Source organism: Paracoccus suum (assembly GCF_003324675.1).
GTDB classification, from domain to species: Bacteria; Pseudomonadota; Alphaproteobacteria; order Rhodobacterales; family Rhodobacteraceae; genus Paracoccus; species Paracoccus suum.
This window is the reverse complement of record NZ_CP030918.1, coordinates 2,024,793-2,049,158: the sequence shown is the minus strand read 5'-3', so window position 1 is coordinate 2,049,158 and position 24,366 is coordinate 2,024,793. Positions and strand designations below refer to the sequence as shown.

General features: G+C 67.8%; 24 protein-coding genes. 7 read left to right on the top strand and 17 right to left on the bottom strand.

The window, feature by feature from the left end; all coding sequences use genetic code 11:
• Positions 1-41 precede the first annotated feature (41 nt).
• From DRW48_RS09955 to DRW48_RS09895, 13 genes are all read right to left on the bottom strand, one after another.
• Entirely contained in the window at positions 42-1,844 is a 1,803-nt protein-coding gene (locus DRW48_RS09955) for a gamma-glutamyltransferase family protein (protein WP_114076293.1), read from the bottom strand.
• Between the two features lie 18 nt (positions 1,845-1,862).
• Positions 1,863-2,744: an ABC transporter permease gene (locus DRW48_RS09950; protein WP_199286083.1), complete on the bottom strand. Its 882-nt coding sequence runs from the start codon at positions 2,742-2,744 to the stop codon at positions 1,863-1,865.
• A complete protein-coding gene (locus tag DRW48_RS09945; protein WP_114076292.1) occupies positions 2,741-3,688 on the bottom strand; it encodes an ABC transporter permease in 948 nt (315 codons plus the stop codon). The genes DRW48_RS09950 and DRW48_RS09945 overlap by 4 nt, the downstream gene beginning before the upstream one ends.
• A gap of 67 nt (positions 3,689-3,755) precedes the next feature.
• Complete coding sequence (locus DRW48_RS09940; RefSeq protein WP_114076291.1) at positions 3,756-5,264, bottom strand: ABC transporter substrate-binding protein; 1,509 nt, start codon at positions 5,262-5,264, stop codon at positions 3,756-3,758.
• Positions 5,264-6,391: an ABC transporter ATP-binding protein gene (locus DRW48_RS09935; protein WP_114076290.1), complete on the bottom strand. Its 1,128-nt coding sequence runs from the start codon at positions 6,389-6,391 to the stop codon at positions 5,264-5,266. Before DRW48_RS09935 ends, DRW48_RS09940 begins: the two co-directional genes overlap by 1 nt.
• A complete protein-coding gene (locus DRW48_RS09930) occupies positions 6,388-7,305 on the bottom strand; it encodes an ABC transporter ATP-binding protein (protein ID WP_241963229.1) in 918 nt (305 codons plus the stop codon). Before DRW48_RS09930 ends, DRW48_RS09935 begins: the two co-directional genes overlap by 4 nt.
• 214 nt (positions 7,306-7,519) lie before the next feature.
• Entirely contained in the window at positions 7,520-8,809 is a 1,290-nt protein-coding gene (locus DRW48_RS09925) for a PQQ-dependent sugar dehydrogenase (RefSeq protein WP_114076288.1), read from the bottom strand.
• A gap of 93 nt (positions 8,810-8,902) precedes the next feature.
• A complete protein-coding gene (locus tag DRW48_RS09920; RefSeq protein ID WP_114076287.1) occupies positions 8,903-9,883 on the bottom strand; it encodes an ABC transporter ATP-binding protein in 981 nt (326 codons plus the stop codon).
• Positions 9,880-10,788, bottom strand: a complete 909-nt coding sequence (locus tag DRW48_RS09915) for an ABC transporter ATP-binding protein (RefSeq protein WP_114076286.1) — start codon at positions 10,786-10,788, stop codon at positions 9,880-9,882. Before DRW48_RS09915 ends, DRW48_RS09920 begins: the two co-directional genes overlap by 4 nt.
• On the bottom strand, positions 10,785-11,612 hold the full coding sequence (locus DRW48_RS09910) for an ABC transporter permease (protein WP_114076285.1): 828 nt from the start codon (positions 11,610-11,612) through the stop codon (positions 10,785-10,787). The genes DRW48_RS09915 and DRW48_RS09910 overlap by 4 nt, the downstream gene beginning before the upstream one ends.
• Before the next feature lie 9 nt (positions 11,613-11,621).
• Positions 11,622-12,557 (bottom strand): ABC transporter permease, encoded by a 936-nt coding sequence (locus DRW48_RS09905; protein ID WP_114076284.1) that lies wholly within the window; start codon positions 12,555-12,557, stop codon positions 11,622-11,624.
• Between the two features lie 71 nt (positions 12,558-12,628).
• Positions 12,629-14,242, bottom strand: a complete 1,614-nt coding sequence (locus tag DRW48_RS09900) for an ABC transporter substrate-binding protein (protein WP_114077486.1) — start codon at positions 14,240-14,242, stop codon at positions 12,629-12,631.
• Between the two features lie 57 nt (positions 14,243-14,299).
• Entirely contained in the window at positions 14,300-15,931 is a 1,632-nt protein-coding gene (locus tag DRW48_RS09895) for an amidohydrolase (protein WP_114076283.1), read from the bottom strand.
• Between the two features lie 148 nt (positions 15,932-16,079).
• On the opposite strand from DRW48_RS09895, the gene DRW48_RS09890 reads away from it, so the two are divergent.
• A complete protein-coding gene (locus DRW48_RS09890; RefSeq protein WP_114076282.1) occupies positions 16,080-16,874 on the top strand; it encodes a M55 family metallopeptidase in 795 nt (264 codons plus the stop codon).
• Positions 16,875-16,935: 61 nt separating this feature from the next.
• On the top strand, positions 16,936-17,448 hold the full coding sequence (locus DRW48_RS09885; protein WP_114076281.1) for a VOC family protein: 513 nt from the start codon (positions 16,936-16,938) through the stop codon (positions 17,446-17,448).
• Between the two features lie 8 nt (positions 17,449-17,456).
• Here DRW48_RS09885 and DRW48_RS09880 read toward each other — a convergent pair whose 3' ends face one another.
• From DRW48_RS09880 to DRW48_RS09870, 3 genes are read right to left on the bottom strand one after another with little or no spacing between them, the layout of a single operon-like run.
• Complete coding sequence (locus DRW48_RS09880) at positions 17,457-18,110, bottom strand: alpha/beta hydrolase (RefSeq protein ID WP_114076280.1); 654 nt, start codon at positions 18,108-18,110, stop codon at positions 17,457-17,459.
• On the bottom strand, positions 18,107-18,739 hold the full coding sequence (locus tag DRW48_RS09875; protein ID WP_114076279.1) for a DNA-3-methyladenine glycosylase family protein: 633 nt from the start codon (positions 18,737-18,739) through the stop codon (positions 18,107-18,109). Before DRW48_RS09875 ends, DRW48_RS09880 begins: the two co-directional genes overlap by 4 nt.
• Positions 18,736-19,407 (bottom strand): GntR family transcriptional regulator, encoded by a 672-nt coding sequence (locus DRW48_RS09870; protein ID WP_114077485.1) that lies wholly within the window; start codon positions 19,405-19,407, stop codon positions 18,736-18,738. The genes DRW48_RS09875 and DRW48_RS09870 overlap by 4 nt, the downstream gene beginning before the upstream one ends.
• Before the next feature lie 69 nt (positions 19,408-19,476).
• On the opposite strand from DRW48_RS09870, the gene DRW48_RS09865 reads away from it, so the two are divergent.
• The 4 genes from DRW48_RS09865 (at position 19,477) to DRW48_RS09855 (ending at position 22,489) form a co-directional block, all read left to right on the top strand.
• On the top strand, positions 19,477-20,163 hold the full coding sequence (locus DRW48_RS09865) for a pyrimidine 5'-nucleotidase (RefSeq protein WP_114076278.1): 687 nt from the start codon (positions 19,477-19,479) through the stop codon (positions 20,161-20,163).
• A gap of 39 nt (positions 20,164-20,202) precedes the next feature.
• Entirely contained in the window at positions 20,203-20,328 is a 126-nt protein-coding gene (locus tag DRW48_RS16475) for a hypothetical protein (protein WP_277870779.1), read from the top strand.
• A 5-nt stretch (positions 20,329-20,333) separates the two neighbouring features.
• Entirely contained in the window at positions 20,334-21,533 is a 1,200-nt protein-coding gene (locus DRW48_RS09860) for a UbiH/UbiF family hydroxylase (RefSeq protein WP_114076277.1), read from the top strand.
• Between the two features lie 68 nt (positions 21,534-21,601).
• On the top strand, positions 21,602-22,489 hold the full coding sequence (locus tag DRW48_RS09855) for an isocitrate lyase/PEP mutase family protein (RefSeq protein ID WP_114076276.1): 888 nt from the start codon (positions 21,602-21,604) through the stop codon (positions 22,487-22,489).
• Positions 22,490-22,505: 16 nt separating this feature from the next.
• Here the strand turns inward: DRW48_RS09855 and epmA are convergent, their stop codons facing one another.
• The gene (epmA, locus tag DRW48_RS09850) at positions 22,506-23,549 is read right to left on the bottom strand and encodes an EF-P lysine aminoacylase EpmA (protein ID WP_114076275.1); all 1,044 of its coding nucleotides are present in this window, start codon (positions 23,547-23,549) and stop codon (positions 22,506-22,508) included.
• 126 nt (positions 23,550-23,675) lie between these two features.
• Between epmA and efp the strand changes: the two genes are divergently transcribed.
• On the top strand, positions 23,676-24,242 hold the full coding sequence (gene efp, locus DRW48_RS09845) for an elongation factor P (RefSeq protein WP_114077484.1): 567 nt from the start codon (positions 23,676-23,678) through the stop codon (positions 24,240-24,242).
• Positions 24,243-24,366: the final 124 nt, after the last annotated feature.

Sequence of the window (24,366 nt, the reverse complement as noted above, 5' to 3'; positions counted from 1 at the left end):
CCGCAGAGGGGGTCAGGGACGCAGACTGGACGGGTCATGGCTCAGCGTCCGACCGCGTAGGCCTGCATCAGGCGCGGGGTGGCGGCGGCGCGGATCACGCCGTCCGGCTCGCGCAGTGCGGCGGTCAGGCGGCCGATGGACCATGCGGGCGCAACGTCAACCTCGTGCCCGCGGGCGCGCAGGGCAGCGATCACGTCCTCGCCGATGGTCTCCTCGATCAGCATTTTCGCGGGCTCGGCCCGGCGTGGGTAAAAGCTGCCCTGGAAGTGGGTCGAATGGAACAGCGGCATGTCCATCAGCGCCTGCAGGTTGCCGGTTTCGGGCGCGCTGCCGGCACTGTCGCCATGGTGGACAAAGCGCAGGAACCAGATCAGTTGCCACTGGTCCTGCTGGTCGCCGCCGGGCGTGCCAAAGGACAGCCAGCGGCCGTCCTTGGTGGCGAGCGAAGGCGTCAGCGTCGTGCGCGGCCGCGCACCCGGCTGCAGCGACGAGGGCGAGCCCGGCTCGAGCCAGAACATCTGCGCGCGGCTGTTCAAGGCAAACCCCAGGCCCGGCACGATAGGCGAGCTTTGCAGCCAGCCGCCCGAGGGCGTGGCCGAGACGACGTTGCCCCAGCGGTCGATGACGTCGAGGTGGACGGTGTCGCCCCGCCGTTCGGTCATGTGGGCCATGGTCGGCTCGACGCTGGGACCGGCGGCAAAATCGCCGCTCGCGCGGGCGATGGCCGCATCTGCCAGTGGCTCGTACCCAGGGATGCGGCCCGGGCGTTGCTCGCGCGAGGCGACGTCGGTGATCAGCGCGCGGCGGGCACTCGCATATTCCTCGGACAGCAGCACATCCATCGGAATGTCGGCGAAATCGGGATCGCCGTAGAAGGCCTCGCGATCGGCGAAGGCCAGTTTCATCGCCTCGATCACCGTGTGGACGAACTCCTCACCCATCGGGTCCATGGCCGCCAGGTCGATGCCGCGCAGGATCGCGAGGGCCTGCAGCAGCACCGGGCCCTGCCCCCAAGGTCCGGTCTTGAACACCTGCCAGCCGTGATAGTCGATGGACAGCGGCGCCTCGGTGCGGCAGCGCCAGCCGGCCAGGTCATCGCGGGACAGCAGGGCCCGGTCGCGGCCGCCGATATTGTTGGACAACTCGGCCGTGCTGGTGAACGCGCCGATCGCGTCGGCCACGAAACCGTCGGACCAGATGGCGCGCGCCGCCTCGATCTGCGCGGTGCGGTCGTCGGAGGCGGCCTCGGCCTCGTCGACGATCCGCTGATAGGTCGCGGCAAGCGCGGGGTTTGCAAGGAGGCCCCCGACCGCGGGGCCGCTGCCGCCGGCGCACCAGACCTCCGCAGAGGTTGGCCAGTCGGAGGCAAAGAAATCCTTCAGCCCGGCGATGGTGGCGGCGACGCGCGGCAGGACCGGATGGCCCTCGCGGGCGTAAAAGATCGCGGGACCCATCACCTCGGACAGCGGCAGACGGCCATGCTCGGCCAACAGCGACATCCAGCCATCGAAAGCGCCGGGCACCACGGTCGCCAACAGCCCCGAGCCGGGGATGACCTTATGCGGGGCAAAGGCCTCGGCCGTCGCCGCGGCGGGTGCGGTGCCCTGCGCGCACAGCACCTGCGGCTCGCCGTCGGCGGTCTTGTAGATCACCGGCAGATCGCCGCCCGGCCCGCACAAATGCGGCTCGACGATCTGCAGCACCAGGCCGGTCGCCACCGCGGCATCAAACGCGTTGCCGCCACGCTCCAGCATGGCCATGCCGGAGGCCGAGGCGATCCAGTGGGTCGAGGTGACCGCGCCAAAGGTGCCGCGAATCTCGGGACGGGTGGTGAAATCGCTCATGGAGGGTCCTTCTTTCGATCAGTCGCGCGGGTCAAGCGCGTCGCGCAGCCCGTCACCGAGCAGGTTGAAGCCGAGGACTACCATGAAGATCGCGATCCCCGGCCACAGCGCCATCCATGGCGCCTGGGTCATGAAGTTCTTGGCGGTGTTCAGCATCGAGCCCCAGCTTGGCGCCGGCGGCTGCTGCCCGAGGCCGAGGAACGAGAGCGAGGCCTCGGCGATGATGGCGGTAGCGATGGTGAGCGTCGCCTGCACCAGGATGGGCGGCAAGGCGTTCGGCAGGATATAGCGCGCCAGGATCTTGCGCGTCGGCAGGCCGATGGCGTGGGCGCCTTCGACATAATCCTCGGCCCGCAGGTTGATGACCTCGCCACGGGTCAGGCGGATAAAGACCGGCATTGCGGAGATACCGATCGCAATCATCGCGTTGGTAAGGCTCGGCCCGAGGAACGCCGCGAGCGCGATGGCCAGGATCAGGAACGGCACGGCCAGCAGAGCCTCGGTCATGCGCGAGACGATGGCGTCGATCCAGCCGCCGAAATAGCCGGCAACGAGGCCGAGGGGCACGCCCAGCGCGATGGCGATGGCGACCGAGATGACGCCCGCCGCCAGCGAGGCGCGCGCGCCCCAGATCAGGCGGGAGAGCAGGTCGCGGCCGATCTCGTCCGTGCCCAGCCAGTGCTCGGCCGAGGGCGCGTGGCGCACCGCCGCCCAGTCAGTCGCGGCGGGCGCCGGGATCGGCAGCACCGGCGCCAGCAGGGCCGCGAGTGTAAAGACCACGATGATCGCCGCCCCGAACAGGGCGCTGCGATTGCCGCGGAACTTGCGCCAGCTGCGACGTGCCGGACTGACCGGCATCGCCAGCACCATCGCGGGATCGGGGGTGGCGATATCGGTCATGTCGACCTCCGCAGACGCGGGTTCAGCAGGATGTAGAGGAGGTCAGCGATCAGGTTCATGGCGATGAAGCCGACCGCGGTGACCAGCACGACCCCCTGCACGACCGAGTAATCGCGGGTGAACACCGCATCGACCACCAGCTTTCCGAAGCCGGGAATGGTAAAGATCTGCTCGGTCAGCACCGCGCCCGCCATCAACTCGCCAAACAGAAGCGCAGTCAGGGTCACGATCGGGGTCAGTGCGTTGCGAAAGGCGTGCTTGAGGATGACGGTGCGCTCGCGCACCCCCTTGGCCCGCGCGGTGCGGATGTAGTCGCTGCCCAACACCCCCAGCATCGCGGAGCGGGTATGCCGCATCAGGGTCGCCGCCAGCGCCGTGCCCAGCACGAAAGCCGGCATGATCATGGTCTTGAGGCTTTGTAGCGGATCCGTGAACAGCGGCACATAACCCGAGGCCGGCAGCAGTTTCCATCGCACCGACACCAGCATGATAAGCATGATCCCCAGCCAGAAGTTCGGGATCGACATGCCCCCCAGCGCCAGCAGGTTGGCGCCGTAATCGACCGCCGTGCCCTTGCGCGTCGCCGAAAGGATGCCGGCGGGAATGCCGATCATCAGCGCGATGAGCAGCGCCATGGTGCCCAGTTGCAGCGTCACCGGCAGCTTTTGCGCGATGATCTTCGAGACCGGCTCGCCGGTGCGCAGCGATACGCCCAGATCGCCGGTGACCGCGTTGCCGAGCCATCGAAAATACTGCACCGGCAGCGGATCGTTCAGCCCCAGCCGGTCGCGTATGGCGGCAATGGTCGCAGGGTCGCGATCCTCGCCCGCAAGGGCCAGCACCGGATCGCCCGGCAGCATCTTTTGCAGCGCGAACACCAGCACCGTGATCAGCAGCACGGTCGGGATCGCAACCAGCAGTCGGCGCAGAAACAGGCTGAGCATCGGACCCCTTCCGGGCAGAGCGTCGCGGGCAGCGGTGAAGGGCGCGCGTCACCGCGCGCCCCCGCGTTCAGTCGGCGTCGGTGACGTTCTCGAGACGGATCATGCCGTCCGGATAGGGCTTGAACCCCTGCACGCCCTGGTCAACCCCATAGAGCCACGGCAGGTAGTAAAGGTAGATCAGGGGCAGATCGCGGCTGAGAATCTGCTGGGCCTCGTTGTAGAGCCCTTTCCGGGTCTCGACATCGGACACCTTGCGCGCCTCGTTGAGCAGGCGGTCGACATCGGGGTTGGAATATTTTCCGTCGTTGAAGCCGGCATCGGTCGTCACGAACTGGTGGATGTTGCCGTCCGGGTCGACCCGACCGGACCAACCCTGCTGACTGGCCTCGAAATCGCCCTTGCCGGCGTCGGCGATCAGGGTCGCAAACTCCTTGGCGGTGATCTGAATGTCAAAGCCGGCCTCGGCCGCCATCGACTGGACGACCTGCATCATCTGCATCTGCACCGGCGTGTTCGGCGTCTGCACGTCGATGCGCACCGGAGTCTTGACGCCGGCCTCGGCGAGCAGCGCCTTGGCCTTCTCGACGTCGCGGGCCGGCGGCGGGAAGGCCGGATCGTGATAGATGCTGTCCGGCGGGAACGGTTGGCCAGCGGGCGGCATGGCGCCCGAGAAAACCACCTGGCTCAGCGCCTGACGATCGATCGACAGGTTCAGCGCCTCGCGCACGCGGGCATCCTTGCCGGCGGGGTTGTCAGCCCGGGGCCCGTTGGCGGTGTTGAAGGTGATGCCCTGGTATCCCAGTCCGACGACCTGCTCGACCCGCAGGTTGCCACTGGCGGAAACTGCCGCCATGTCGGTCGCCGCCAGCTGGTTCACCATGTCCAGATCGCCCGACTGCAGGTTGGCGAGACGCACGGTGCTGTCGGGGATCGGCAGGAAGACCACCCGATCCAGCTTGATCGCGTCGGCGTTCCAGTAGTCAGCGAATTTTTCCAGCACGATCTTGTCCTGGCTGACGCGGCTGACGAACTTGAACGGCCCCGAGCAGACCGGGTTCGCGCCGACATCCGCGCCATTGGCGAAAGCAGTGGGCGAGAGCATCATCCCCGCCCGGTCCGAAAGCTGCGCGAGCAGCGTCGCGTCCGGGCCGGTCAGGTGCATTCGCACCTCTGTCGGCGAGACCACCTCGACGCTCTCGACCGAGGCCAGTTCGGACTTGCGTACGCTGTCCTCGAGGGTCTTGGCGCGCTCGATGTTGGCCTTGACCGCCTCGGCGTCAAAGGGGGTGCCGTCGTGGAACTTGACCCCCTCGCGCAGGGTGAAGGACAGGGTCAGACCGTCCTCCGACAGGTTCCACGCCGTCGAGAGCTGCGGCACGAACTCGAGCTTTTCGTTCACGTCGATCAGCTTGTTGCACATCGCCGTAAAGACGATCCGGCCGACAAAGGTGCGCGATTTCGCCGGGTCGAGCGCGTCGGGATCGCTTTCGAGACCGATACGCAGCTCGGCGGCCGACACGGCCAGTGTGCTGGCCGCCAGCATCAGGGCGGCGAGAGTCGGGATATGCCTTTTCATCACGCGGGATTCCTTTGCGAGGGCTGCTGCTGAGGGGACTGCGGTGGTGCCTGTTGGACGATGCGCCCGTCGACGGCCTGGCGATAAAGCGCCAGCCGCGCCTCAGCCGTGGCGCCGCGACCGCCGGCATGGACAAAACCGGGGGCCGGGTGGCGAGCGGCGATTTCGGGCCAGAAATGGCAAGCGGTGGCATGGCCACCAGCGTCGGGCGTCAATGCCGGCTCGCTGGTCCGGCACAGGTCTTGGACAAATGGACATCGGGTGTGGAAACGGCAGCCGGAGGGCGGGCGCGCCGGGCTGGGAATCTCGCCACGCAGGGCTTCGTGCCGGCGCGGCTGACCGGGCACCGCCTCGGGGATCGCAGACAGCAGGGCGCGGGTGTAGGGGTGGCGCGGGCTTGCGAACAGGGCGTCGGTCGGGCCGGTCTCGACGACGCGGCCCAGATACATCACCGCGACCCGGTCGCTCATGTGGCGGATCACTGCCAGGTCGTGGGCGATGATGACCAGGGTCAGGCCCAATTCGTCGCGCAACTCACCCAGCAGGTTCACGACCTGCGCCTGGACAGAGACATCGAGCGCGCTGACCGGCTCATCCGCGATCACTAGATCGGGGCCCGAGGCGAGGGCGCGGGCAATGCCGATGCGCTGCCGCTGCCCACCGGAAAACTCGTGCGGGTAGCGTTGCATGTGCTCGGGGCGCAGGCCGACCCGGCTCAGCATCTGCGCCACCTGCTCGCGCCGCTGTTGGCGCGAAAGGCCGGGCGCGTGCGTCTCCAGCGGCTCGCCGATTAGCGTCGCCACGCTGGCACGCGGGTTCAGGGACGAAAAGGGGTCCTGAAAGATGAACTGCAGCCGCCGGCGCAGTTGCTGCAGCCCGAGCCCCTTGAGACTGGCGATGTCGGTGCCGTCGAACTGGACCGTCCCGGAGGTGGGAACGGTCAGTCGAGCCAGCACCCGCGCCAGCGTGGACTTGCCGCAGCCCGATTCTCCGACGATGGCAAAGGTCTCGCCGCGCTGAACGCTCAGCGAGACACCATCCACTGCACGAACCGGCGGTTGCGGGTTCAGCAAGCCGCCCATGGCAAAGTGGCGGCGCACATCGAGGGCCTGAAGCAGCGCGCTCATGCCGCGGGCCTGAAATACTGGTCGAGCGGGGCGAAATGGCAGGCGACATCGTGGCCGGCCCCGCCCACCTGGCGCAGTGGCGGACGCGTGGCGCATATGGGCGCCGCAAAGGGGCAGCGGCTGGCAAAGCGGCAGCCGGGGGGCATCGCCTCGGCTGGTGGAACGGACCCGGGAATGGTCGCGAGCCGCCCCCGCGGCCCGCTGAGCGAGGGCAGCGAGCCGAGCAGCCCCAGCGTATAGGGATGCTGCGGATCGGCAAAAACCTCGGCCGCCGATCCGCTTTCCACCACGCGGCCGGCATACATGACCGCGACACGCGTCGCGATCTGCGCCACCACCCCCAAGTCATGGGTGATCAGCACCAGACCCATCCGGGCATCGGCCTGCATCTGCGCGATCAGATCAAGGATCTGCGCCTGGATGGTCACGTCCAGCGCGGTGGTCGGCTCGTCCGCGATCAGCAGGCGCGGCTCGTTCACCAGGGCCATAGCGATCATGATCCGCTGGCGCATCCCGCCCGACATCTCGTGCGGATACTGGCGCATGCGGCGCTGGGGATCGCTGATACCGACGCGGGCCATGATGGCGACGGCGCGGGCCTCGGCCTCAGTGCGAGTGACGTCGTGGTGGCACAGGACCGCCTCGGCGATCTGGCTGCCGACGCTGAAGGCGGGGTTCAACGAGGTCATCGGCTCTTGAAAGATCATGGCGATGCGATCGCCGCGCAGGCCGTCCATGGCGTGCGCGTCGCGGAAGTCGGCACCCTGCCCGTCGACTTCGCGCCGGCCCGAGACCTTCGCAGATTTTGGCAGCAAGCCCATCAACGCCAGCGCGGTCAGGCTTTTGCCGCAACCCGATTCGCCAACGATGCAGAGCGTGTCACCTGCCGCGACATCAAGGTCGAGCCCGTCCACGACTGACGGCTGGTTGCGAAACCGGATCGTGAGATCGCGGACCGAGAGCAAGGGCGGAGTGTCGCTACCAACCAATGGTTCAACCAATCTGCAAGTGGTTTCAACAGATTGTTCTGCAAGTTGCCCTTCGGTCAAGAAAAATCGGTCACCGAAGCGTTACCTGGTCGGGTCAACCCAGATAGTTATATTTTATCAGCCTGTTGCCGGAGTGTTCTCAGGCTCCCGTGACGCGCCAGACAACGTTTCCGACGTCGTCCGCCATCAGCAGCGAGCGCCCGCCCGGGCCAATCGTCACCCCAACCGGGCGGCCATACGCCAGCTTTTCATCCTCGGACAGAAAGCCGGTCAGGATGTCGCGCGCCGGCCCGCTGGGGCGGCCATCGGCGAAGGGCACGAAGATCAGCTTGTAGCCGCTGAGGGTCGAACGATTCCAGGAGCCATGCTGGCCGATGACCATGCCCTCGGGAAAGCCGGGCAGCGTGCCTGCCGGCATCCAGCAAAGCCCCAGCGAGGCGGTATGCCCGCCAAGCGCATAGTCGGGTGCGATTGCCTGCGCGACGAGCGCCGGGTCCTGGGGCACGCGGTCATCGACGGTGCCGCCCCAGTAGCTGTAGGGCCATCCGTAAAAGCCGCCATCCCGCACGCTGGTCAGGTAGTCGGGCGGGGTCTCGTCGCCGAGGCCGTCACGCTCGTTCACGACGGTCCAAAGGCTGCCGGACCCCGGCTCCCACGCCAGGCCGACCGGGTTGCGCAGGCCGCCGGCAAAAATGCGCGCGGCGCCTGTGGCCAGGTCGACCTCCCAGATGGCCGCGCGGCCTTCCTCGGCCTCCATGCCATCCTCGCCAATGTTGCTTTGCGAGCCGACGCCGCAATAAAGCCGCCGGCCATCGGGCGAGGCCAGCAGGCTGCGTGTCCAGTGGCCGCCGGGCTTGAAATCAACGATGCGCTGGCCCGCGCCGGTGATCCCGTCCGGCTGATAGTCGAAGGCCACGATGCCGTCGGTGTTACCGACGTAGAATGTGTCGCCCACCAGGGCCATACCAAAGGGCTGGCGCTGGTTTTCCAGGAACGGGCGGCAGTCTTCGGCGACGCCATCACCGTTCGGATCACGGCAAAGGGTGATACGGTTGGCGCTGCGCCCGATGGCGCCGGCGCGGCGCATGGTGGCGTGCCTCGCGCGGTCGATGATCCCCTCGGGGGCCGACGAGGGCTCTTGCAGGGCCTCGGCGACCAGCACATCGCCATTCGGCAGCACCTCGACCCAGCGCGGGTGGTCGAGGTCGCGTACGAAGGCGTTTACTGCAAGGCCCGGTGCGGCAACCGGCAGGCGGCCGTCCCGCCAGCCATGGGCGACGGGCATTTTCAGCGTCATCAACGCTCCCTGATCGCGGGCCGCGGGAATCTCGGGCGCGCTGCCAAAGGCTGCCGTCCGAGGGGCCGAGGACTTGCGCAGCGCCACCATGACGCCCCCAACGACGGCAGTTGCGCGGGCAAGCAGGTCCATGGCGATCCCCTCATCTGATGCGCGGCGATCTTGGCCAAGCGCGCCGGCAAACGCCAGAGGGGGAGCGCCCTTCCGAAGGGATTTTCCTGACCGTTAAAGCGCTTGCACGCGGACCCGGTGATCGTCGCCGATGCTGACCAGCGTGCTCGCCGCGGGCGGCTGGTTCACGTCGGGCCGTCGCTCGGCGTTGGGCCAGTAGCGGGTTCCGGCCGGCGGCGGCGGCGCGGGAGGCAGGACTGTGCCGGCGCCGCCTGTTAGACGCTCGGGGTTCGGGATCGTCTCGATCAGGCGTCGGGTGTAGGGATGCGCGGGGGCGGTAAAGACCTCGCGCCAACCCCCCTCCTCGACGATCTGCCCGGCGAACATCACCGCCACCCGGTCCGAGACATGCTCGACCACGCCCAGATCGTGCGAAATCATCAGGTAGCTGAGGCCAAGGTTCTGCTGCAGGTCCATCAGCAGGTTGATGATCTGCGCCCGGATCGAGACGTCCAGCGCGCTGACCGGCTCGTCCAGCACGATCAGGCGCGGCCCGAGGATCAGTGCGCGGGCTATGCCGATCCGCTGGCGCTGACCGCCCGAGAACTCGTGCGGATAGCGCGCGGCATGCTCGGGCGGCAGGCCGACTTGGGTCAGAGCGTCCGCCACTGCCGCGCGGCGCTGGGCCGCATCGCCCATGCCGTGCAGGCGCAGCGGCTCGCCCAGCGCGCGGCCGACGGTCTGGCGCGGGTTCAGGGTCGAGAACGGGTCCTGGAATACGATCTGCGCCAGCCGCGCGCGGGCCAGCCGGTCCGGCGCACCGGGGCCGTGGACCGGCCGGCCTTCCAGCGTGATGGCTCCGGCCGTGGGGTCCTGCAGCCCCATCACCGCAAGCGCGGTCGTCGTCTTGCCGCAGCCCGATTCGCCGACCAGGCTTAGGCATTGACCCGGCATCACGGTCAGATCGACACCGTTTACCGCATGGACCAGTTGGCGCGGCGCGAACAGGCCGCCGCCAACCGGGAAGTGAACCTCGAGGCCGTCGACTGTCAAGATCGGATCGGCCTTCGCCGTGGGGGTGACTGGGGCGTTCATGCGGCCTCGCCTCGCGGCACGATGTAGCTTGCGGCAAAATCCGGGGCGGTGCGGTCGACGCTGCGGTCGAGGTCCGCCAGCCGGTGCCGACCCTCGCCCGCGCGGCTGCCGAGGCGCGGCAGGGCAGCCAGCAGCCCGCGGGTGTAGGGGTGGCGCGGATCGGTGAACAGCGCCTTGGCGTCGCGCAATTCCAGCAAGCGGCCGTTGCACATGACGCCGACCCGCTGGCACATCTCGGCGATCACGCCCAGATCGTGGCTGATCAGCATGACCGCCGTGCCCTCGGCCTCGCAAAGCGCGCGGATCAGGCGCAGCACCTCTGCCTGCACGGTCACGTCCAGCGCGGTCGTGGGCTCGTCCGCGATCAGCAGGTCGGGGCGGCAGGCCATGGCCATCGCGATCATGACCCGCTGACGCATGCCGCCCGACAGCTGGTGCGGATAGGCGCGGGCGCGCTGTTCGGGGTTCGGCACCTGCACCGCGGCCAGCGCCTCGACCGCCTTGGGCCGGGCGTCGGACCAGGACAGGTCCCGATGCAGAACGAACATCTCGGCAATCTGGCGGCCCACGGTGGCGAGCGGGTTCAGCGCGGTCATCGGCTCTTGAAAGATCATCGAAATGCGATCGCCGCGCAGCCGGCGCAGCGCCCTACGCGGCATCTGCAACAGATCACGCCCGTCATACATCGCCTGCCCCGACAGCGTCGTCAGCGGCCGCCGGTTCAGGCCCATCAAGGCCAGCGCCGAGGCGGTCTTGCCGCTGCCCGATTCGCCCACCAGCCCGAACACCTCGCCCGGCTGGATGTCGAAGTTCAGGCCTTGAACGATCATCAGGGGCGCCGCGCCCCTGCCCCGGCCGGGAATACCGACACTGAGGCCGCGAATATCCAGAAGTGGCGCGCTCATGTGCGTGGCCCTTTCATGCGCGGGTCAAGCCAGTCGCGCACCCCGTCGCCGAGCAGGTTGAACCCCAGCACCGTCGCGAACACGGCAAGGCCGGGAAAGATCGTCGCCCAGGGCGCGCTGCGGATCGCCTCGCGCGCGTCGGTCAGCATGTTGCCCCAGGACGGCGCGGGCGGCCGGATGCCGAGGCCGAGGAAGGACAGCGCGGCCTCGGCCAGCACCGCGTCGCCGATGCCGAGACTGGCCATTACCAGGATCGGCCCCAGAATGTTCGGCAGCAGCTGCGTGAACATGATGCGGCCGTCGCCATAGCCCAGCGTCCGCGCCGCTTGCACGTAGCCCTGGGTCTTCAGCGACAGCACCGCGCCGCGCGCGATACGGCAACTCCAGCTCCAGTTGGTCAGGCCCAGCGCAATGAGCAGGCTGGTCACGCCCGGCCCCAGCACCGCCATGATCGCCAGCGCAAAGATCAGCGACGGAATCGCCAGCATCAGGTTGGTCAGGCCGTTCACGACGTCATCCCACCAGCCGCCGAAATAGCCCGCAGACAGGCCCATGGCGATCCCGATGGTCGAGTTGATCAGCTGCGAGACGATGCCGACTGTCAGCGACACCCGTGCGCCATACAGCACCCGCGCAAAGACATCGCGGCCCTGGCTGTCAGTGCCAAAGAGATGCTCGGCCGAGGGCGGCATTTCCGAGTTCATCAGGTCCGCGTCCAGCGCCGGGTCGAACGAGGTCAGCAGTGGCGCGAACACCGCGCCGAGGATCATGACGCTGACCAGGATCAGGCCAAGGGTCAGGTTGAAGCGTGGGCGAAATCTCATCTATCGCCCTCAGCGCAGACTGATGCGGGGATCGATCATGGCGTAGACCAGATCGACCAGCACGTTGATGACGAGGAACCACAGCACGATCACCAGGATCGTGCCCTGAACCACCGGAATGTCGCGGATCGCCACGCTGTCCACCAGCAGCGAGCCAAGGCCGGGCCAGGCGAAGAGCTTTTCGATCACCAGCGCCTGCCCAAGCAGCGAGCCGATCTGCAGGCCGAGCGTGGTCACGATCAGCACCAGCGCGTTGCGCGCGACGTGCCAGCGCACCAGCTGCGAGGGACTGTCGCCCTTAGCCATGGCCGTGCGGATATGGTCCGAGGACATCACCTCCAGAACGCCGGCGCGGGTGGTCCTGGCGAGCAAGGCCATGGGCGCGAAACCCAGCGCGACGGCCGGCAGGATCAGGTATCGCAATCGCCCGTCGCCATAGCCAAAGCTCGGCAACCAGCCGAGGTGCAGCGCGAAGACATACATCAGGATCAGCCCCAGCCAGAACTGCGGCATCGACAGGCCGGAGACGGCGCCGATCATGGTCGCGCTGTCAAACAGGCTTCCCGGCCGCAGGGCCGCCAGAAAACCCAGCGGAATGCCGATCACCGCCGCGAGGCCCATTGCCGCCAGCGCCAGTTCGACCGAGGGGCCGACGCGCGCGGCGATCAGGTCGATCACCGGCTCGCGCGTCCGGAACGAGATGCCGAGATCGAACTGCACCAGCTTGACCAGATAATCCCAGAACCGGATCGGGAGCGGCTTGTCGAGGCCGAACTGGGCGTTGATCTGCGCCACCAGTTCGGGCGAGAGGGCACGCCGTCCCCCGCCGGTCATGCTGCTAGCGAAACTGCCCGGCAGGACGCTGAAGATCAGAAAGATCAGCGCCGCCACGGCCAAAACGGTCGGGATCATCTGCAGCACTCGCCGCAGCACGTAACGCAACATCCTGGTCCCTCGCGCCTTCGAAAATGCGCCCGGCGGCAGCGCAAAGCCGCCGCCGGGCGTGGATTTGCGGCTTACTTCGCCTTGCGGTCCGCGGGCGCGGTGTCGTCGATCCAGATGTTCTCGTAGTCCTGGATCGCCAGCTCCTGCGGGTTGCCCCTCAGGCCGTGTACCCAGGGCTGATAGGCCATCACCGCCTTGTTGTAGTTGAAGAACCAGAACGGCGCTTCTTCCTGAATGATGTTGCCAGCCTGGCGGATCAGATCGTTGCGCTTGGTCTCGTCACGCTCGTTCTGGGCGTCTTCGTACAGCTTGTCGACCTCGGCATTGCTGAACTTGGGATAGTTGCAGGCCGTCTGGGTGGTCTTGCTGTAGAAGCAGCGCAGGATGTTCAGCGGGTTCGGACCGCTGGCCAGCGACCAGATGAAAGCCGTGAAATCACCCCCGGTGATGCGATCTTCGAGCACGGCGTTCTCGACCGGCTCGACACTGGCGCGGATGTTGGACTTGGCCAGCATCGGGATGATCGCCTCGACGATGGGCGAGCCCCAGCTTTCGTTCGAGTTGGCGATGACCGGCAGGTCGATCCCGTCGGCGTGACCAGCTTCGGCAAGCAGCGCCTTGGCCTTTTCAGGATCGTACGGATAGCCCTTTGCATTCGGATCGAAGGCCGGCGAGGTGGTGGGGAAGAAGCCGACAGCGGGGAACGCCTTGCCCTTGACCAGCTTGTCGATGATCAGGTCCTTGTCGATGCCGTAGTTGACGGCCTGGCGCACACGCTTGTCGTCGAACGGCGGCTTGGTCGTGTCGAAGCCGATCACGCGGGTGAACAGCTCCGCCACTTCGAGCAGGCCCTTGGACAGGTCCGGATCGTCCCGATAGTCCTGGTACTGCTGCGAGCCGAGGACCGAGACGTCGATTTCCTTGTTGCGGAATGCGACATCGCGGGCGGCGGCCTCGCCCATGATCATGATGTTCAGCTTGTCGACATAGGGTTTGCCGTCGCCGCCGTAGAACTTGTCGAACCGGGCAAAGCTGACGCGCGAGCCGGGGACGTTCTCGACAAAGGTGAAGGGGCCAAGGCCGACGGGCTTCGTCGCCTGCTGTTCGGCCGGCACGTCACTGGGATAGATCGGCACATAGTTCTGCATCAGGTCGTAGCCGGGATCGGCGGTCGCGACGAAGGTGATCGCGACTGTATTGTCATCGACCTTCTTCAGGCCCGACATCTCGGTCGCCTTGCCCGCCTGAACTTCGTCGAAACCGGCGATGCGCGAGAGGAACTCGGCGCTCGGCGAGGCCGCCTTGGGATCGGCGATGCGGTTGTAGCTGTAGAGGACGTCATCGGCCGTCAGCGCCTTGCCGTTATGGAACACGGCATCGGTGCGCAGCTTGTAGGTATGGGTCAGCCCGTCGTCGCTGACGGTCTCCTCGATGAAGAGGTCGGGCTCGGGCTTTCCGCTCTCGGGGTTCCATTTGTAAAGGTTGCGATGCAGCGCATGAGCCACGATCTCAGTCTGGACCTCGGCCGAGGCAGTGATGTCCAGCGTGCCGACACTGCTGCCGTAGGGCGCGGTAAAGTTCAGCGTGCCGCCCTTCTGGACATCCTGCGCCCAAGCGCCGGTTCCCACCCCCAAGGCAGTCCCCGCGAGCAGCAGGGCTGCAAGCGTCCTAGTCCTGATTGTCATGTTCATCCTCCCAGTGATGCATGATTGGCGGCGGTGCCGCGGTCGTGGATCGCAGGCCTAGGCGGCTGCGGTGCCGCGTTCAAAAACAACGCGCCCGCCGAGCACCGTCAGTTCGCACTGCGTGTCGTTCAAAATTTCCTCCGGCGTCGCCTTCAGCAGATCGCGTGAAAATACCGCGATATCGGCCACCATGCCCGGCCGCAGGCGGCCCTTAAAGCCCTCCTCGCGCGCCAGATAGGCACCGTTTTCGGTGTAGACTTGCAGCGCAGTCTCAATGTCGACGATTTCATCCGCGCCCATGACTGTGCCCTTGTCGGTCTTGCGGGTCAGCATCTGGTAGATGTTGGGCCGCGGATCGGTGCGGCAGACGGGCGAGTCGCTGCCCGTGCCGGGGCGGAAGCCCATGTCCAGCCAGGTCCGCAACGGATAGCCGCTGCGCGAGATGTCCTCATCCATGACCGCGATATAGCTGTCGCCAAAGTTGTACATGAACGCCTGCTGGGGCGAGGGCTCGATGCCGCCGGCCTTCATGCGCGCGTTCAACTCGTCGCCGGGAAAACCGCAATGCTCGACCCGATGGCGCCGTGCCTCACCCGGATGGGCGGCCTGCGCCTTTTCATAGGCCGTCACCAGCTGGCGGATCGCCTCGTCGCCGATGGCATGGCAGGCGAGCTGATAGCCCTTGGCGTGATAGTCGGCGACCAGTCCTTCGACTTGCTGGTTGGGCAGCATCTGCACGCCGAAATTGTCCGGCTGGTCGCGATAGGCATGGCTCATCCAGGCGGTTCGCCCGCCGAGCGAGCCGTCGAGAAAGATCTTGACCGCGCCGACGCGCATCATCTCGTCGCCAACGCCGGTGACGAGGCCCGCGGCATGGCAGGTCTCGACGATGGAACGCTCGGGATCGCCCAGCAGCGTCAGCGAGACGCGCACCGGCAGGCGGCCGGTCAGCTTGGCCAGGTGATAGGCGCGAATCTCGGTCATGCCGGCGATCATGCCGACAGCGGCGTCCATGCAGCTGGTGATGCCATGCGACAGCAACTGGCGGCCGCCGGCCTCGATGGCGGCGATCAACATGTCCTCGGACGGCACCGGGACGTGATCCTCGACCAGGTTCTGCGCGTTTTCGGCCAGAAGGCCGGTCAGAACGCCGTTCTCGACCTCGATGACGCCGCCCTCGGGGGCCGGGGTTTTCGGGGTCACGCCGCCGATGTCCAGCGCGCGGGTGTTGGCGATCGACACATGGCCACAGGCCCGGGTCAGAAGCACCGGATGATCGGGGGCGGCTGCATCAAGCTCGGTCCGGTGGGGGTGGCGCGCGACGTCCAGCTTTTGCTGCTCGTAGCCGCGGGCCAGGATCCATTCGCCCTTAGGCGTCTTGGCGGCGCGGGCGCGGATCGCGTCCAGCAGGCCCTCGAGCGTGGACGCCGCCTCGGGGGATGCATCGACATTGTCGAGCACGAGCCCGGTCGAGATCAGGTGCAGGTGATTATCGTAAAGACCGGGCATCGCGAAGCGGCCGTCCAGGTCGATGACCTTCGTGTCCGGCCCGATCAGTGCCTCGATTTCGGCCGCGCTGCCGGTGTCCAGGATGCGCCCCGCAAAGACTGCCGCCGCTTCTGCAAGGGGCAGGCCCGCCCCACACCAGATGGTGCCATTCGTCAACACCAGGTCGGCCTGCGTGCTCATTCGATATTCCCTTACTACGACTTTCCGCCGGCCACCCTAACCGGCTGGCGCGCCGAGGCAAATGCTTTCCGCTGGCCTCGCAAACGGTGCTTGCCACGCGCCCCGCGGCGGACCACCTTGCGCGCGCATATCGCCAGGAGGGGTCGTAATGAAGGTCTTTATCAGTGCTGACATGGAGGGGACCGCCGGCATCACCACCTGGTCCGAGACCGAGCGCGAGACAGCAGACTATCCGCAGTTCCAAGCCCTTATGACGGCCGAGGTCCTGGCTGCCTGCGAGGGCGCACGGGCCGCCGGCGCGCGAGAGATCATCATCAAGGACGCCCACAGCAGCGGCCGCAACCTGCTGTTGGAAGGGCTGCCGGACGATGTGCGGATCGTGCGCAACTGGTCAGGCCATCCCCATTCGATGATGTTCGGGCTGACCGAGGATTGCGACGCGGCGATCTATACCGGCTATCACGACGCAGCCGGCACCGACAGCAACCCGCTGGCGCACAGCTTCAACGGCCGGATCATGCGGCTGACCATCAACGGCGCGTTGGCCTCGGAATTCACCGTTAACGCCACGACCGCGGCATCGCTGGGGGTGCCGTCGGTGTTCCTGTCCGGCGATGCCGGTATCTGCGCCGCCGCAGCCGACCTGGTGCCCGGGATCGTCACCACCCCGGTCAGCGAAGGATTCGGGCCGGCCACCCGCTCGATATCGCCACTGGCCTCGCGGGCCGCGATCCGGTCGGGCGTCGAGCAGGCGCTGCGCGATCTGCCAGCGCGATCCGCCGCACCGCTCAGCGGCTCGTGGGAGGTCGAGGTCGAATACTCGACGCCGGTCGATGCCTATCGCGGCAGCTTCTACCCGCAGGTCGAATATGTCGCGCCGCGCAAGCTGACCTTCGTGCGCGACGACTGGTTCGACGTGCTGCGGGCGCTGCGCTTCCTCTGATCACGCCGCGCCGGGCCGGTCGCGGTTTGAAACTCGCGCGCCAAGCTGACATCCTGGGCGCATGAGCGACGAACCGCGGCCCGTTCAGGCCCCCGCCCCTGAAACCAGCCCCGACACCAGCCCCGATCCCGCGCGGGTCCCCGCCAGCCGACCGCCGCCGGTGCAGGGCACGCTCGAGTCGGTGCTTTACGCGCAGGACCTGGACGCGGCCGAGGATTTCTGGACCCGCGTGATGGGCCTTGCGGCGTTTCAGCGCCAGCCCGGCCGGCACGTGTTCTTTCGCGTCGCCGACGGCCCACCGGTGCAGGTGCTGCTGGTGTTCAACCCGGATGCGACCAGTACCCCGCCCGCCCCTGATGTGCCGCTACCGGTGCCGCCGCATGGCGCGCACGGACCGGGGCACTACTGCCTCGCCGTATCAGCCGCGCGACTGGATGACTGGCGCAGCCACCTGACAGCGCTCGGCATCCCGATCGAGGCGGAGATCGAATGGCCCCGCGGCGGCAGGTCGATCTACCTGCGCGATCCCGCCGGAAACTCGGTCGAGCTGGCGGACCCGGCCCTCTGGTCCTGAGGGGGGCGCTAGCCCATCACCGCCTTGAGGAATGCCAGCGCGGCGCCAAGGCCATCGGGCGAGATCCCATGGCCGGTGCCGCGCATGACATGCGCGCCCACGTTGAACCCCGCGTCGCGCAGCCCGGTCTCGGCCGCGGCCATATCCGCGAAAGGCACCACCGGGTCCTGGTCGCCATGCAGCAGCAGGATCGGCGGGCGCGAGCGCACTTCGCCCGCCAGCAGTTCCGGCGCGAGCAACCGGCCGCTGAAACCGACGATCCCGGCCACTGGCTGCGCGCGGCGCGGCACGACATGCAGCGCCATCATCGTGCCTTGCGAAAAACCGACAACCGCCAGCCGGTCCGGGGTCAGCCCCTCGGCAGCAAGCACAGTGTCCAGAAAGGCGTTCACGTCAGCGGCCGAGGCGTTCAGGCTGGCGCGCGCATCTGCCTCGGTCGAGCCGTCCATCCACGGAATGGGAAACCACTGCCGGCCAAAGGGATTGTTGCGGCAGGCCTCGGGCGCGTCGGGCGCGTAGAATGCAGTACCCGGCAGCATCGGCCCCAGAGGCTCGGCAAGCCCCAGCAGGTCGGCGCCATCAGCGCCATAACCGTGCAGGAAAACCACTGCCGAGGTTGCATCCTGCGGGCCGCGCCGGCCCGATTGCAGATCCCGTGTCATGCCCGCACCCCCTCGCGACCCTTGGCGCCGAGGTAGTAGTGCCACAACCCCCGCGCCGCAACCGAGCGCCAGGGCCGCCACGCCTCGGCCATTGCCTCGATCGCCGCCGGGCCGGGCCGGGCGGGCAGGTCATACATCAGCCGCGCTGATTCCTGCAGTGCCAAATCGCCGGGCGCAAAAGCATCGGCCCGGCCCAGCGCAAAGGCCAGGTAGATGTCGGCCGTCCAGCGTCCGATCCCCGGCAGCGCGGTCAGCCGGACGGTCACCTCTTCATCGGGAAGATCGCGCAGTCCAGCCCAGTCCATCTGCGCCTCGGCCAGGGCGCGGATGTAGCGCAGCTTGGGCCGCGAGAGGCCGCAGGCCAGCAGCTGCGCATCATCGGCCGCGCGAACCGCTGCCTCGTCCATCAGCCCGGCCGCCACGATCCGTCCCGAGGTCGCGGCCGCTGACGCGGTCGAGATCTGCTGGGCGACAATTGCATTGACCAAGGCGGCAAAGCCGTCAGCTCGTCGGCGCAAGGGCAGAGGTCCAAGCTCGGGCAGCACCCGCGCCCAGACCGGGCAAACCGCAGCCAGGTGGGCGGCGCCCTCGGCCAGGTCCTCCTCGGTCTCGATCAGGCGCAGGCTCATTGCCGCGGCTCGGGTCCGGACGATGGATTTGGACCCATGCCCAGGTTTGCCGGCAGGTCGGCGTCCTGGCGAAGGCGCGTCTCGTAGGCTTGCGAGATATGCTGACGCAGCGCCAGTGCCGCGCCCTCGCCGTCGCCACCGGCAATGGCGTCCACCACCGCCTGATGTTCGTCCAGTGCACGCGGCGCGCGGCCCTCGGCGGCAAAGGTCGTGCGCGCCATCAGAGCCATAGATTTGTGAACGATTTCAAGCTGTTTCACAAGATATCTGTTGTGACTTGCAAGATGGATGTGGTGATGAAATCGCCGGTTGCTGCGGGCCAGCGCCTGCGGATCCTGGATGATGCCGCGGTCGGCCGCGACCATCTGCGCCAGCACGCGCACCTCCTCCGGGGTGGCGTGGCGTGCGGCCAGCCGGGCTGCCAGCGCCTCCAGTTCGGCCCGCACGGTATAGAGCTCTGCCAGTTGGTCGTGATCGAGCGAGGCGACGATCAGGGACCGTCCATCGCGCGTGACCATGGCCTGCGTCTCCAGCCGCTGCAGGGCCTCGCGCACAGGGGTGCGCGAGACGCCGAACCGCTCGGCCAGTTCGCTCTCGACCAGGCGCGAGCCCGGCGGGTAGTCGGCCGCCTCGATGGCAGACAGGATCAGGGAATAAGCGTCTTTCATGACCGGCAGACGATGCCCCGCAAGGATGCGCCATTGCAAGCGGCGGGTGCGCGGCTTACCCCCGCGGACATGGATTTCGCGCATGTCACCACCTGGGTCTTTGACCTCGACAACACCCTCTATGACCCCGAGGCGCAGCTGTTCGCGCAGATCGAGCAGCGCATGTCGGCCTATGTCACGCGCGAGCTTGGCGTGGCCGCGCCCGAGGCTGCGCGCCTGCGCGATCACTGGTGGCGCGCGCATGGCACCACGCTGAAGGGGCTGATGGACAACCACGGCATCGATCCGCTGCCTTACCTGGCCGAGGTCCATGACATCGACTTTTCCGTCTTGACCCCCGACCCGGACCTGTCGGCGGCCATCGCCGCGCTGCCGGGGCGCAAGATTGTGCACACCAATGCGGACGCGGATTATGCCGTTAAGGTCCTGCGCCATCGGGGAATCGACGCCTTTGACGCGGTTTATGGCATTGCCGAGACCGGGTTTCATCCCAAGCCAGATGCGCGCGCCTTCGCCGCGGTGATCGCGATCGACGGGTTCGATCCCGCGCGCGCGGCTTTTTTCGAGGATGATCCGCGTAACCTTCTCGAGCCCCACGCGCTGGGCATGCAGACGGTACTGGTCGGAGCGGGGCGGCATGGCCCGGACCTGCTGGCCGATGACCACGATCATGGCGTGCATGTCGGCCACCGGACCCGCGATCTGATCGGCTTTCTGCGCGCGCTTGTCCCGGCGCAACCCGGCGTGGCAGACTGACCGGCGGCCAGTAACGCGCTCGATGCGGAGGGAGGGCCGATGTTCCAGGCAATCGTCGACACGCCCCGGTCGGGGAATCGGACCTCGATGCTGATCGCGGGCTTTGGGTCGCTGCTTGGCGCTACGCCGACTCTCGCGCGGATGATGGCCGCACCAATCTGGTGAGCGACATGGATGACCAGGCAGATCTTCATACCGATATTCTCATCGCCGGGGGCGGTCCCGCCGGGCTGATCGCGGCGCTTGCCTTCGGCGCCGATGGTCACCGCGTGCTGTGCCTTGACCCTGCCCCGCCGGTCACGGCAGAGGGCGCCGACGGGGCCGACCTGCGCTCGACGGCTTTCCTGACGCCGTCGCTTGCGGTGCTGCGGCGCTCCGGCCTTTGGGAGAGGCTCGCGCCCCACGCGACGCCGTTGCAGAGGATGCGCATCGTCGATGCCGGGGGCGCCGCCCCTGCCCCGCGGCTGACCTGCGATTTCGACGCGGCCGACATCTCTGCCGAACCCTTCGGCTGGAACGTCAACAACTGGCTGATCCGTCGCGAGGCTATGGCGGCGATTGAGGCGATGCCGAACGTCAGCTTTCGCGCCGGCCTCGCCGCCACCGGTCTGCAACTGCGCGGCGACCGGGCGCGGGTCGCGCTCTCGGACGGCAGCCATGTCAGCGCGCAGCTGGCAATCGCCGCCGATGGGCGCAATTCGACCTTGCGCCAAGCCGCCGGGATCGGCGTGCGCACCCGGCGCTATGGTCAGAAAGCGCTCGCCTTTGCTGTCACGCATGAGCAGCCGCACGAGAACGTCTCGACCGAGGTCCACCGCGCGGGTGGCCCCTTCACGCTCGTGCCGCTGCCCGACCGCGACGGCAAGCCGTCCTCGGCAGTCGTATGGATGGAGCGCGGGCCCGAGGCGCTGCGTCTTGCCGCGCTGCCGCCCGACGCCTTTGCCGCTGCGACGAACGAGCGCTCGGCCGGGGTGTTGGGGCAGTTGCAGGTCGTGACCCGCGTGACGGTCTGGCCCATCATCTCGCAGATCGCCGACCGCTTTACCGCGACGCGCCTCGCCCTGATCGCCGAGGCCGCGCATGTGGTCCCGCCCATCGGCGCGCAGGGGCTTAACCTCAGCCTCGCGGACCTGGGCGAGTTGCTTGATCTGTCGCGCGACGCGCCGGGCAGCGCCGAAAGCCTTGCCACCTATGACCGCCGTCGCCGGGCCGAGGGGCAGTTGCGCTTGAGCGGAATCGATCTGCTGAACCGGGTCAGCATGGCGGATGCCCAGCCGCTGCGCGATCTGCGCGCGGCCGGGCTTGGCCTGCTGCACGGCGTGCCTGCGGTGCGCCGTCTGGCAATGCGCGCCGGCCTCGGCCTGCGCTGAGCGTCGCGCCCCCGATTGACCCGGCCCGGGGTTCAGCCTAGCCCGGCCACAGCCTTGGAGGAGCGCCGATGACCCAGACCACCCGCCGCACCGATCCCGCGGATCGCCTCGGCCAGATGATCGCCAAGCCGCGCGGCGTGCTGATGCCGGGCGCCGCCAACGCCCTCGCCGCCCGCCTGATCGAGGATCTGGGCTACGAGGCGATCTATGTCACTGGCGCAGGGGTCACCAATACCTGGTTCGGGCTGCCGGACCTCGGCTTCATGGGGCTGACCGACATGGCCGCCCATGTGACCGCCATCCGCGCGGCGGTGGACCTGCCGCTGATCGTCGATGCCGATACCGGTTTTGGCAATGCGGTGAACACCTGGCACACGGTCCGCACGCTCGAGGCCGCCGGCGCCAACGCGATCCAGTTGGAGGATCAGGTCAGCCCCAAGCGCTGCGGGCATTTCACCGGCAAGGCTGTGGTCCCGACCTCGGAAATGGTGGCCAAGATCCACGCCGCCTGCGACGGCCGGCGCGACCCGCGCACGCTGATCATGGCCCGCACCGACGCGCGCGCTGTCGAGGGCATGGCCGCGGCGCTCGACCGGGCATCCGCCTATCGCGAGGCGGGTGCGGACATCCTCTTCATCGAGGCTCCCGAAAGCGTGGACGAACTGCGCGCCATCGGCCGCCACGCGGACGCGCCGCAGCTGGTGAACCTGGTGGTCGGCGGCCGCACCCCGCTGCTGCCGCAGGCGGAACTGGCCGAGATGGGCTTTGCCTTCGTCCTCTACGCCAATATCGCGCTGCAGGCGGCACTGCAGGGCATGACGCAGGCGCTGACCGCGCTGAAGGAAGGCCGCGACGTGGGCGAGGCCAGCGGATTGGTTGCGCCCTTCAAGGTCCGCCAGGACGTGGTACGCAAGCCGATGACCGACGCCATGGATACGAAATACGCCGGCGGCTGAGGGGCGGACCGGCCCGCTACGCCCGGGCGACCGGCGTCCACATGACGGCATCGATGCTCGGCGCTGCGGTGGCGAGCATCACCAGCCGGTCGAACCCCAGGGCAATCCCCGAAGCCGGCGGCATCAGCGCGAGGGCAGCCAAAAAATCCTCGTCCAGCGGGTAGCGGTGGCCGTAGACGCGTTGCTTTTCGGCCATCTCGGCCTCGAACCGGCGGCGCTGTTCGGCGGGGTCGGTCAACTCGCCAAACCCGTTCGCCAGCTCGACCCCGCAGGCATAAAGCTCGAACCGCTCAGCGACGCGTGGATCATCGGCGGCGGGGCGTGCGAGGGCAGCCTCGGCCGCCGGATAGCGGTCGAGGATCGTTGCCCGGCCGTGGCCCAGACGCGGCTCGACCCGCTCGACCAGGACACGGCTGACCATGTCGGACCAGGTGTCATCCTCGGCATAGCGCAGGCCTGCCGCGCGCATCTCGGCCGCGAGGGCGTCGCGGTCGGTGGTTCCGCCGGCACCGCAACTGGCCAGCAGGTCGATGCCGGCGTGTTCAGCAAAGGCCTCGGCCACCGAGAGCCGCTGCGGCGGCACAAAGGGGTCGCAGACCGCATCGCGGTAGCGCAGCACATCGCTGCCCGCCGCCATCGCGGCCATCCGCAGCAGCGCCGCGCAGTCGTCCATCAGCGCGGTGTAGTCCGCCCCGACGCGATACCATTCCAGCATCGTGAACTCGGGCGCGTGCAGGACGCCCCGTTCGCGGTTGCGCCAGACATGGGCAAAGGCCGCGATCCGCGTCTCACCCCCCGCGAGCAGCTTTTTCATCGCGAATTCGGGCGAGGTGTGCAGATACATCGTCCGCGGGGTTCCGTCGTCCGACAGCGCGTCGGTCGCGAAGGCGTGCAGATGCGCCTCGTTGCCCGGACTGACGGCGAGCGCGGCCGGGTCAACCTCGACAAAATCCTCGGCGTCCAGCCAAGCGCGGATCGCGGCCTGGATGCGGCCACGTGCCATCAGCGCCGGTCGACGGTCGGCATGGCGGTCGGGCCGCCACCAGTGATCCTGCGTCATGCGCGCCCTCTTGGCCTCTCGCCCCATCCTACTGGCGATTTGCTTGGCGGTGCGCTAAGCCCGGCAGCAATTCGCACAGCGCCGCGCGCTTAGCGCGCGATGGCCCCGACCACAAGGACGCCGCCCGTGAAAGTCATCGCCTCCACCCTGCGCAAGGGCAACGTCGTCGATCTGGACGGCAAGCTGTATGTCGTGCTGACGGCGCAGAACATCCATCCGGGCAAAGGAACCCCGGTGACCCAGGTCGACATGCGCCGCATCGCCGACGGGGTGAAGGTATCCGAACGTTGGCGCACCACCGAGCAGGTCGAGCGCGCACATGTGGACGAGCGCGGCTATGACTTCCTCTACGAGGATGGCGAGGGCTTCCATTTCATGGAGCCCGAGACCTACGAGCAGCTAGTCGCCCCGACCGACATGGTGGGCGATCAAAAGGCCTATCTTCAGGAAGGCATGCGCGTGTCGCTGCAGGTTTTCAACGGCGTGCCGATCGCGCTGGAACTGCCGCAGCGCATCACCGTCGAAATTACCGAGACCGAGCCGGTGATGAAGGGCCAGACGGCCTCGTCCTCCTACAAGCCGGCGCTGGTCAGCAACGGGCTGCGGGTGATGGTCCCGCCGCATATCGGCGTTGGCACACGGGTGGTCATCAATACCGAGGATAACAGCTACGTCGAGCGCGCCCGGGACTGACCGGGAACTGATCGACGCGGTGCTTGCGGGTACGATGAGCCGCGATGATTTTTCCGGCCAGCGAGCACAAGGACGGCTGACGCTGGCTGCCCTTTGTGTCCACGCAGGGTCCGGGCTAGCGAAA

What these genes read in the sequence shown, in the direction of transcription:
- DRW48_RS09955 (WP_114076293.1), bottom strand. Translation starts at nt 1,844, where the DNA reads ATGAGCGATTTCACCACCCGTCCCGAGATTCGCGGCACCTTTGGCGCG.
- DRW48_RS09950 (WP_199286083.1), bottom strand. Translation starts at nt 2,744, where the DNA reads ATGACCGATATCGCCACCCCCGATCCCGCGATGGTGCTGGCGATGCCG.
- DRW48_RS09945 (WP_114076292.1), bottom strand. Translation starts at nt 3,688, where the DNA reads ATGCTCAGCCTGTTTCTGCGCCGACTGCTGGTTGCGATCCCGACCGTG.
- DRW48_RS09940 (WP_114076291.1), bottom strand. Translation starts at nt 5,264, where the DNA reads ATGAAAAGGCATATCCCGACTCTCGCCGCCCTGATGCTGGCGGCCAGC.
- DRW48_RS09935 (WP_114076290.1), bottom strand. Translation starts at nt 6,391, where the DNA reads ATGAGCGCGCTGCTTCAGGCCCTCGATGTGCGCCGCCACTTTGCCATG.
- DRW48_RS09925 (WP_114076288.1), bottom strand. Translation starts at nt 8,809, where the DNA reads ATGGACCTGCTTGCCCGCGCAACTGCCGTCGTTGGGGGCGTCATGGTG.
- DRW48_RS09920 (WP_114076287.1), bottom strand. Translation starts at nt 9,883, where the DNA reads ATGAACGCCCCAGTCACCCCCACGGCGAAGGCCGATCCGATCTTGACA.
- DRW48_RS09915 (WP_114076286.1), bottom strand. Translation starts at nt 10,788, where the DNA reads ATGAGCGCGCCACTTCTGGATATTCGCGGCCTCAGTGTCGGTATTCCC.
- DRW48_RS09910 (WP_114076285.1), bottom strand. Translation starts at nt 11,612, where the DNA reads ATGAGATTTCGCCCACGCTTCAACCTGACCCTTGGCCTGATCCTGGTC.
- DRW48_RS09905 (WP_114076284.1), bottom strand. Translation starts at nt 12,557, where the DNA reads ATGTTGCGTTACGTGCTGCGGCGAGTGCTGCAGATGATCCCGACCGTT.
- DRW48_RS09900 (WP_114077486.1), bottom strand. Translation starts at nt 14,242, where the DNA reads ATGACAATCAGGACTAGGACGCTTGCAGCCCTGCTGCTCGCGGGGACT.
- DRW48_RS09895 (WP_114076283.1), bottom strand. Translation starts at nt 15,931, where the DNA reads ATGAGCACGCAGGCCGACCTGGTGTTGACGAATGGCACCATCTGGTGT.
- DRW48_RS09890 (WP_114076282.1), top strand. Translation starts at nt 16,080, where the DNA reads ATGAAGGTCTTTATCAGTGCTGACATGGAGGGGACCGCCGGCATCACC.
- DRW48_RS09885 (WP_114076281.1), top strand. Translation starts at nt 16,936, where the DNA reads ATGAGCGACGAACCGCGGCCCGTTCAGGCCCCCGCCCCTGAAACCAGC.
- DRW48_RS09880 (WP_114076280.1), bottom strand. Translation starts at nt 18,110, where the DNA reads ATGACACGGGATCTGCAATCGGGCCGGCGCGGCCCGCAGGATGCAACC.
- DRW48_RS09875 (WP_114076279.1), bottom strand. Translation starts at nt 18,739, where the DNA reads ATGAGCCTGCGCCTGATCGAGACCGAGGAGGACCTGGCCGAGGGCGCC.
- DRW48_RS09870 (WP_114077485.1), bottom strand. Translation starts at nt 19,407, where the DNA reads ATGAAAGACGCTTATTCCCTGATCCTGTCTGCCATCGAGGCGGCCGAC.
- DRW48_RS09865 (WP_114076278.1), top strand. Translation starts at nt 19,477, where the DNA reads ATGGATTTCGCGCATGTCACCACCTGGGTCTTTGACCTCGACAACACC.
- DRW48_RS16475 (WP_277870779.1), top strand. Translation starts at nt 20,203, where the DNA reads ATGTTCCAGGCAATCGTCGACACGCCCCGGTCGGGGAATCGGACCTCG.
- DRW48_RS09860 (WP_114076277.1), top strand. Translation starts at nt 20,334, where the DNA reads ATGGATGACCAGGCAGATCTTCATACCGATATTCTCATCGCCGGGGGC.
- DRW48_RS09855 (WP_114076276.1), top strand. Translation starts at nt 21,602, where the DNA reads ATGACCCAGACCACCCGCCGCACCGATCCCGCGGATCGCCTCGGCCAG.
- epmA (WP_114076275.1), bottom strand. Translation starts at nt 23,549, where the DNA reads ATGACGCAGGATCACTGGTGGCGGCCCGACCGCCATGCCGACCGTCGA.